The organism is Nostoc sp. (assembly GCF_036917455.1).
Lineage (GTDB): Bacteria > Cyanobacteriota > Cyanobacteriia > Cyanobacteriales > Nostocaceae > Nostoc.
Genome location: NZ_JBALDK010000206.1, coordinates 21,599 through 30,197, shown reverse-complemented (window position 1 = coordinate 30,197; position 8,599 = coordinate 21,599). Strand labels below are relative to the sequence as shown.

General features: G+C 43.1%; 8 protein-coding genes. 4 read left to right on the top strand and 4 right to left on the bottom strand.

Going from position 1 to position 8,599, the window contains the following annotated elements; translation table 11 throughout:
• Positions 1–701 precede the first annotated feature (701 nt).
• Positions 702–896, top strand: coding sequence for a hypothetical protein (locus V7K42_RS22285; RefSeq protein WP_094329034.1), 195 nt, complete (start codon positions 702–704; stop codon positions 894–896).
• A gap of 20 nt (positions 897–916) precedes the next feature.
• Here the strand turns inward: V7K42_RS22285 and V7K42_RS22280 are convergent, their stop codons facing one another.
• The 3 genes from V7K42_RS22280 to V7K42_RS22270 form a co-directional block, all read right to left on the bottom strand.
• Positions 917–1,615 (bottom strand): LapA family protein, encoded by a 699-nt coding sequence (locus tag V7K42_RS22280; protein ID WP_334919477.1) that lies wholly within the window; start codon positions 1,613–1,615, stop codon positions 917–919.
• Positions 1,616–1,788: 173 nt separating this feature from the next.
• A complete protein-coding gene (locus V7K42_RS22275) occupies positions 1,789–2,409 on the bottom strand; it encodes a flavin prenyltransferase UbiX (protein ID WP_334919476.1) in 621 nt (206 codons plus the stop codon).
• A 162-nt stretch (positions 2,410–2,571) separates the two neighbouring features.
• A complete protein-coding gene (locus tag V7K42_RS22270; RefSeq protein ID WP_334919475.1) occupies positions 2,572–4,926 on the bottom strand; it encodes a ribonuclease R family protein in 2,355 nt (784 codons plus the stop codon).
• A gap of 1,000 nt (positions 4,927–5,926) precedes the next feature.
• Here V7K42_RS22270 and V7K42_RS22265 point away from each other — a divergent pair.
• Both V7K42_RS22265 and V7K42_RS22260 read left to right on the top strand, forming a co-directional pair.
• The gene (locus tag V7K42_RS22265; RefSeq protein ID WP_334919474.1) at positions 5,927–6,811 is read left to right on the top strand and encodes a hypothetical protein; all 885 of its coding nucleotides are present in this window, start codon (positions 5,927–5,929) and stop codon (positions 6,809–6,811) included.
• A gap of 73 nt (positions 6,812–6,884) precedes the next feature.
• Complete coding sequence (locus V7K42_RS22260) at positions 6,885–7,049, top strand: hypothetical protein (protein WP_334919479.1); 165 nt, start codon at positions 6,885–6,887, stop codon at positions 7,047–7,049.
• A gap of 83 nt (positions 7,050–7,132) precedes the next feature.
• On the opposite strand, the gene clpP is transcribed toward V7K42_RS22260, so the two are convergent.
• A complete protein-coding gene (gene clpP, locus V7K42_RS22255) occupies positions 7,133–7,744 on the bottom strand; it encodes an ATP-dependent Clp endopeptidase proteolytic subunit ClpP (protein ID WP_334887521.1) in 612 nt (203 codons plus the stop codon).
• A 536-nt stretch (positions 7,745–8,280) separates the two neighbouring features.
• Between clpP and V7K42_RS22250 the strand changes: the two genes are divergently transcribed.
• Positions 8,281–8,436 (top strand): hypothetical protein, encoded by a 156-nt coding sequence (locus V7K42_RS22250; protein WP_334887523.1) that lies wholly within the window; start codon positions 8,281–8,283, stop codon positions 8,434–8,436.
• Positions 8,437–8,599: the final 163 nt, after the last annotated feature.

Sequence of the window (8,599 nt, the reverse complement as noted above, 5' to 3'; positions counted from 1 at the left end):
TTTATCTATATCAAATTTACGTATAACTTTTATAACTTTAAATCTTTTTTAGCTCTTATAAATTCTCTTCTATTTAAGATCGATTTACTGCTGTTATTAATGTATTTAAAGTAACTCAAACAATATTGGACTAATATTTGATTTTTCAAAAAACTCAGTACAACAAAAAGAGCCTTCTTTCCCGTTGCTTCTTAACTCTTGCGCTATCAAGCGAAATTAGTATAGCTAAGCTACGTTGCCCGAACAGAAATTAAAGCGAATTCTTACAGATTTAACAAATATTCTGTGAAATTACTATAAAGAATCAACGATGAATTTTTTAGGAATGTAGCAAATATCCTGATGTAACCTGGTAATTGCCGTATATTAATCACTATGCTTAACGAAAAAATTAATATAGCTTGTTTGAAACTTTATCGAAACAATTCCTGTCTATCTAAATAATCCGAATTTTCACTCTGGTGGATAATTTTAAGTATACACAATACTGTGTTTTTAATAGCACGGCATCATTAGTCTAAAAATCTAGTTATAACCAGCTATTTCGATTAAATGGTTTCGATAGAGGTGTAAATAATGACTGATATGAAGCGATCGCTCAACAAATATTTGTAAATAAAGAAGTTTTGACACAAAAACTACTGCATATTTCACCCCAATAAGCCTGAATGAATAAATATATGATGAATGAGGTGTCAACCATGAATCGAATTCGTGACGTTGTACAAACAGCTTTAGCAACTGGCTATTTGACAGTGGAAGCTGAAAATCAACTACGACAACTGTTGACTACCCGATATGACTTGGAAGATTTTAATGCTTTCATGACTTTGCAAGAAGCCGCCATGACTGGTAAAGTCAAGCAGGAGTCTAGAGAGCGGTGTGGCATCAAGTAGAGACGTAGACTCGCTACGTCTTAACGACGGGAGCGTTTATCATCATCCTTAAAATCCTCATCATCATCAAAAAATTCCCAATCATCATCATCCGCTTGATTGGTAGTTGGCGGTTGATAGGGGGGGATGATTACCCGATAATCGGCATCATAAACGGATTCAGTTTTTCCCACAGGTGTATTTTTTGGCTCGCGGTAGCTATAGGAGTAAACTGAACCAGACTGAGAACTGCTTTTGGCTTCTGATTGACGTTCGTAAGTCTTAGAGTCTGTAGCAGGTTGAGGTTGAGGATTACGAGTAGGCGCTTCCTCTGATTTTTCATCAAAGTTCCAATCATCATCTCTACTGCCATTTGTTTCCCAATCATCAAATACCTCATCGCTAGACTTTTCTTTCTTACTAGCTGGTGGAGGATTGGCAGAGCGAGATGTAAATTCTTCTCTCTGGGTTGCCTTTGCACGCGGTGAAGTTGTGCGTCGGCGTTCGGGTGTTTGGCGTTGTCCTGCCACAAAATAATTGGATAAGTTAAACAAGGTAGCAATCAATATAGATGTGAAAGCACCTGTGGCAGTACTGAACAAAATCCATATCGCTAGTGGTAATGGTTGAGTTCGCACGCCCAAAAATACTAGCGATAGGGCAGGTGAGAAATTTTGGACTAACAACAGCGTTAGTCCTCCCAGTACTGCCACCAATAGAATTAAGCGAATTACAGCCATAGCAATTTTGTCAGTTGTCAGTTGTCAGTGCTTAGTTGTCAGCGGTCAGTTGTCAGTCATCAGCCTGATTACTCTTCACTAATTACTGTTTGCTGACTACTGACACTATCAGCCATCTCTATCATTACCCTTTTAGGACTATTGTGAAATTTTCGATGAGTCCACTGGGGGCATTAGCGACGACCTTCCCACCTCTGAATCGGAATGCAGTCAATATCTAGTTGATCTAAAGCACGGGCAACGACAAAATCAACTAAATCCTCAATGGTTTGGGGATTATGATACCAGGCGGGAATAGCGGGGACAATTCTCACTCCAACTTCAGCTAAAGAGGTTAAGTTACGCAGGTGGATGAGGCTAAAAGGCGTTTCCCGAGGGACAATGACCAACTTTCGCCCTTCTTTAAGTTGGACATCTGCTGCCCGTTCTAGTAAATCGGAACTCAAGCCAACCGCCAGCTTTGCTACTGTGCTCATGCTGCATGGAATAATTATCATCCCCTGAGTGGCAAAGGAACCACTAGCAATCCCGGCTCCAACGTCACCCCAAGGGTGGCAGCGGAGTTTACCTGAAAGGGCAACTCCAGCTTGCTCTCGCCAAAATTGTTCTTGCCCGGTTGGTTCTGCTGGCATCCGAATTTCCTGTTCTGACTGCCAAACCATGTAAGTAGATTTAGAGGCAACCAATTCAATACTATAATCTGCTTCTAGCAAAAATTTGATTGCGCGAACAGCGTAAATCAGACCAGATGCGCCCGATACGCCTAAAATTAGGGGTTTAGTGTTATTTGACACGTAAGGTTTAGTTTATAAGAGAGGGGGCAGGGGGCAGGGAAAAAGGTACAAACCTCGCCGTAGGCGAAAGCACCGTTGCTCTAATTCTTTCCTTGGTTAAGAGCAATAACTGTAAATGGCATGGTTTTTCTCCCCTGCTCCCTGCTCCCCTGCTTTTTCACTTTACTCATCCTCAGAGTAGGAATCTAGGTCATCAGGCTCCATATCATTTGGTAAGTAGAGGTCTGAAAGTTCTTCATTAGAACCATTGCCAATTGAACTTTTGGGTACACCATCGCTGCCGACAGTTACCAAATCAATTTGCTGACGGTAGTAATCGACACTCTTAACTTGGACGGCGACGCGATCGCCTAATCTATAAGAAGCGCGATTTTTGCGCCCAAATAGTGCCTGTTGTCTGGCGCGATATTCATACCAATCGTCTTTGAGAGAACTGACGTGTACCAATCCTTCTACCCGCAAAGGCACACCGGGATTACTGCTGGACTCTACTTCGGCGGCTGGTACTTCAATTTCCACAAAGAAACCGTAGGATTGAACGCCAGTAATCACACCTTGAAATACCTGACCAATGCGTTGCTTCATCAGTTGGGCTTTTTGCAGTCCAGCTAAATCGGCTTCGGCTTCTTGGACTTCTTTTTCTCGGTCGTTGAGTTGGACAATTACCCTAGTCAAATCACTTTGGAGTTCTTGTTGCAATTCTGGGGGTAAAACGTTCCAGTTAATTTCCTCGTGGCTGGAGGAGTGGCGTAGGTTAACCCGCTCTCTGACACGGGTATTGCGGCGATCGCGTCCGTTTTCGAGTAGGATGTAATACACTCTTTGCATCAGCAAATCTGGGTAACGCCGCAAAGGGGCACTAAAGTGGACATATTGCGGTAGTGCCAGACCAAAGTGAGATCCTTTAGTAGTGCTGTACGCCGACGGCTTGAGAGTATCTTGCAATAAGTAAGTAAGAACTTGCTCAGAGGGAGATTCCGCAAAAGCTGTGGTCAAATGCTGATAATCTAAAGGTTGGATATCGACTTCTGGATCTAGCGTGAGGTCAACGCCTAAATTGACTGCCAATTTCAGCATTTCCTGAACATCTTCGACATCGGGTGTGCCTTGGACTCTCCAGATAGCGGGAACACCAAGAGCATTTAAGTGAGTTGCTACTAGTTGATTAACTAATAGTACCAACTCCGTGAGTAGCGATCGCACGGGTAAATCATTCACCACCACAGCGCCGAGAATCCCTTCATCATAGTAAGCGTTTTGGCTGGGTGGCAGATTCAATTGGAGACTACCACGAGTCAATCGTACCTGTTTGACGGCTGTTTGCAAGGCTTGCAGGTCTTGCAGGATTTGAGAAACCTGTGATGATTTATCTTGCGCTTCATCTGTGAGAATTGCTTGGGCTTCTTCGGTACTCAGTGCTGTCTCTACATTAATTACACTGGGTTGAATTTCCCACTCCAACACTTCTCCAGATTTGGGATCGATGGTAATTAAAAAAGAGATAGTTAAGCGATCGCTTCCAGGTACTAAAGAACAACGCTCTGTCACAATTGGGGGCAAAATTGGCAGCACTAATTCTCCCAGATATACTGATTTACCCCGTTTGAGTGCTTCTCTATCTAGGGCTTCATCAGGTTGGACATAGTGAGAAACATCGGTGATATGAACGCCCAAAAGCCAATTTCCAGCTAAGTTTTTTTCTAAACTAAAAGCGTTTTCTATAACTTTAGTGTCACCATTTACCCCTTCAATGGTGAGAGTAAATAAATTACGCAAATCCAGCCGATTTTTCAGGTCTGCTTTGAGTAGCTTTTTGGGTAACTTAGCGGCCGCTTCGAGAACATGATCGGGAAAAGTCCGGGAAAGGTCGTGTTTGCACGTAACTAAATCTATATCAGCAGCAGCTTCGGCATCGCTACCGAGGATTTGTACAACTCGACCAAGGGGAGGATATTGTGCCAACGGGTAACGCAAAACTTCCACATGAACCAGGTGATCGATCGCTTCTTCCAACTTTGCCTCGTTAGGTTGGATCTTGAGTTCAAACAGCAATCGGTCATCTAAAGGCACAGCCCTAAAACCAGTTTCTACCTGTTTAATTCGTGCCAATAACGTATGGTTAGAACGTTCTAGAATCAGCTTCACCTCCCCTTCGGGAGAGCGGCGACGACTGCCTTCTTTAAGAACTCTAACCAAAACGCGATCGCCATTCCAAGCATTACTCAAATGACTTTCGCGGATGTAAATATCCTCGGCTCCTTCCACATCTTGAATAGCAAAGCAAAAGCCTTTACTAGAACAACGGAGTTTTGCCTCGATTATTCCCTCTTCTGAAATGCGGCGATACTTGCCCCGTTCCTTCACTAAAATACCGATTTTTTCCAGAACATCTAAGGCAATGTGAAGTTTTTGTAAACTTTTTTCATCTTCACAGCCAAGTTTCTTTTCTAAAACCTTCCGAGCTACCAATTTATCATCGGTGAAATTGGCAAGGAGTGTAGCGATTGAAAATTCCATGCAGTGAACCGACCTTTGGTCAAAACATCATTTTTTGTCTAATCTGGTTCATTCCTGTATACCCTCACGGCTTACAGAAACAAGCTGGAAACGAATTGCCCAGAACCAAGGCTTCCTAAGTTTCAAGTAAAGGAAGCCCAACCTAGCAAGAGTAGGAAACTACTCCGGCAGTTCCAGGCAAAAGAAGCCTACCCACAAACAGTTCTGGGCATCTACGAACTTCTCACTGCACGATGCTCTCAGAATTCACCTACGTTCAAGTCTCTTCACCTAACCAAACTTAAGATTGCACGCCTAATTTTAAGATTTAGCCCCACTAGTTAATTACGCGACGGGTTTTTGAGAAGCTGGGTTTAGAGAATCCATACTGCCCAAAACCGCTATGCAGGGGAGCCACTGCGGTGAGGCAGCCCCCGTCTTGGCGGTTCCCGTCGATAGCGTAGCGTTAGCGAGTCATCGAGGGTCTGGGGGATTGCCGAACCCGAAGGGTCTTGGGGTTTCCCCAAGTGGAGGAGGCAGTGCGGTCTTGGGGTCTCCCCAAATGGAGCAACTGCCGTCAAGTGGCGTGGAAACTACAGGTGTTTGATTGTCTAGAGTGAAGGTAATTTTACGCCATTAGAATCTGATTTTTAACTAGGAGGAACTGCCGGTTAACCCAATTTTCCCACATGTAGAATCGGTAACAATTAGGTGAGCAGCTTAATAAGCAGTGAGGGCGAACCTTATCTCCATTATTGTAGATTTAGAGCGCATTTCCAGAAAATAGTTCTAGATGCCGAGTTGGGTAATCAGTATAGCATTGCAGGCAAGACTACCCAGATAAGTTAGCACTAGCCAAAAGTTTCGTCAAAAAACAGCTACTGCTACAATTGGGACACGGGACAAAGCATTAAAAGGGACTGGGGATTGGGTATTAGGGATTAGGATTAAAATAATAATTCCTTCCAGTTCTTAGTCCCCAATCCCAAGTCCCCAAAAGATTTAAATTGGTAGCAGTATTATGTTGGCTCAATTCCAGAGCTTGTATCCCAAGGGCAGTCTGATTTCTGAATTAGTGCAAATTTTTCAAGGAAAATATATTGTTCGGGCAACCGTGCAAATAGAAGGCGTAACCCGTGCGACGGGTATGGCAGCAGCAGAAACGGTAGAAGCAGCAGAAGACCAGGCCAGAACTAGGGCGTTGATAGTTTTGGGTATTACAAATGCCCCACCCGAATCAGTGGCATTTACCCCAAATCTAATTTCTCAGGAGCAGCTAAATCCCTCCTTAAATACCAAAGCTGGATTGAGTGAGTCTACTTATTCTTCTGCAAAAGAGGGGGATTCTGTTGGTAGTCAATGGCCAGTAGTCAGCGACAAAGAAATATCTATGCCGCCCTCCAAAGTCCGCAACATCAAACCAGAAGTAGCAACAACCAGTAACGAACAGTATGAGTACAGCAATGCTGCACCTCTACTAAGCGATACCTATAGTCAGGATTTAGGTCAAAACTTTCCTGTGACTGCCAATCGGGAGCTAGAATTCGATCCTCCAGTTGAAAAATTAGAAATAACTTTTGATAGCCAGGCGGAAAATCAAACCTTTCCACCGATTTCTGCCAATAATGTCACACCATTTACACCTCGGAGTTACAGCCCTCAAGAGGATATCCCTACCCCATCAGTGGCAGGAAAGAGAAAGAAGAAAGCTGAACCTGTGGATTTATCGGATGTAATTGCTAAAACAGATGTCGAACTTCAGCGTTTAGGCTGGACACCAGAACAGGGACGAGAGCATTTGATTGAAACCTACGGTAAGCGCGGGCGTACTTTGCTGACTGAAGAAGAATTACACGGATTCCTCAAATACTTACAATCTCAGCCTGACCCAATAGCGGGATTTTGATTAGTCATTAGTCATTAGTCATTACAAATGACTAATGACTAATAACGTAGGCTGTTGAAACAGTAATGAAGTTATGGAATCTGTAAATTTTTCTAAAATAATTGCTCAAACAGATGTTGAGATGCAGCGACTAGGCTGGACAACAGACCAGGGACGGGAGCATCTCAAAAAAACTTGTGGGAAGCGATCGCATAAATCGGTATTAAGTACAAGAACAGACCACCCATTCCAAAAATAACCCCTCTTTATAAGTGAAGAGGAGTTATTTTTAGGGTTTAAGAGAATTAAAAGTGGTAAATCACCATTTACCAATCGTGACTATTAATTAAGAACAGCAACTGCTGGGCGGCTACCAGCAGCGTGACGATCAATCACTTGGTCAATCAAACCATAATCCCTGGCTTCTTCTGGTGACATAAAGAAGTCACGTTCAGTATCTTCAGCAATGCGCTCAATTGGTTGACCTGTATGGTCAGCTAAATAGTCATTGAGCCGCTTCTTATGGTACAAAATTTCCCGCGCCTGAATTTCAATATCAGTCGCCTGTCCTTGAGCGCCACCGAGAGGTTGGTGAATCATAATCCGAGAATGGGGTAAACTCATCCGTTTACCCTTAGCACCAGCGCTGAGGAGGAAAGCGCCCATACTCGCCGCCAATCCGGTACAAATTGTACAGACATCAGGGCGAATGTGCTTCATAGTGTCAAAAATGCCCATACCAGCCGTCACCGAACCACCGGGAGAATTGATGTACATATAAATGTCCTTCTCCGGGTCTTCAGCATCCAAATACAGCAGTTGGGCAACAATCAAGTTAGCAATGTTGTTGTCAACTTGTTGTCCCAAAAAGATGATGCGCTCACGTAACAGCCGTGAGTAGATGTCAAAGGCGCGTTCACCTCGACCCGATTGTTCAATAACGATAGGAATCATGGAAGCGTGTTTGTGGCTACTTTAAATACATTTTATCGGTGACAGCACGAAACTGGGGTTTATATCTAGTGTTTTCAAGCAGATAACTTAAATTTTTATCGTTTTACCTTACCCAAAAAGAGGTAAAGAGAAATAACCTTTGACTCATGCTGTAGCAATTCTTTTGTATCCTCCTTGCTCACTGCTCCCTGCTCTCTTTCCTTTTTTTTTCAACCTCCAAGGGCACTTTTTAGTAGCAAAAGGTGTCTAAGAGAATATCCCGGTAGGGAAGAACAAATGAAAAAACTCCAATTATCGCCAACCTCTTATCTCGGCATTTGCTGGACAATTTTGGCGATGTACTCATTAAATCGATAACCGAAATCCAACTTGCGTAGAGACTTGTGTTAGCTTTCAGTAACATTTTAAACATTTTTTTAGGATTTTCGTCAGCAATTATCAAGTTATTTTGTTAGATTCGGTAAATCGATAGTACGAGGTGTATTCAGAATAACGAGTCCTAATTGAAATGCTATCCACTCAGAGAGAGACGTGCCATGCTGGAAAAACTTATACAAGCCGCCATCATCACCTTCTTGCTCCACTTGATAGCAGGACTTAGCCCAAATACTTTAATTCAGTCAAAGGCAGCATCACCTGTGCGAGAAGCACCACCAAATATTGTTAGCTTGCTATTGCGATCTTTTCAGTAAAAATATTTCATAACTTACACAGGTGTTGGCGATATCAAAGACATGCACTACTACCTTCTACCCAAGGGGTAACTCGCTTGCAGGATTTCTTGCATATATAGCTGTCTAGGCTAACACTCCTGGGAACAAGTTAGACTGAGCAAAGAAAGCAACTATTTGCATT

Coding starts and splice junctions, on each gene's coding strand:
- V7K42_RS22285 (WP_094329034.1), top strand. CDS start 702: ATGAATCGAATTCGTGACGTTGTACAAACAGCTTTAGCAACTGGCTAT.
- V7K42_RS22280 (WP_334919477.1), bottom strand. CDS start 1,615: ATGGCTGTAATTCGCTTAATTCTATTGGTGGCAGTACTGGGAGGACTA.
- V7K42_RS22270 (WP_334919475.1), bottom strand. CDS start 4,926: ATGGAATTTTCAATCGCTACACTCCTTGCCAATTTCACCGATGATAAA.
- V7K42_RS22265 (WP_334919474.1), top strand. CDS start 5,927: ATGTTGGCTCAATTCCAGAGCTTGTATCCCAAGGGCAGTCTGATTTCT.
- V7K42_RS22260 (WP_334919479.1), top strand. CDS start 6,885: ATGGAATCTGTAAATTTTTCTAAAATAATTGCTCAAACAGATGTTGAG.
- clpP (WP_334887521.1), bottom strand. CDS start 7,744: ATGATTCCTATCGTTATTGAACAATCGGGTCGAGGTGAACGCGCCTTT.
- V7K42_RS22250 (WP_334887523.1), top strand. CDS start 8,281: ATGCTGGAAAAACTTATACAAGCCGCCATCATCACCTTCTTGCTCCAC.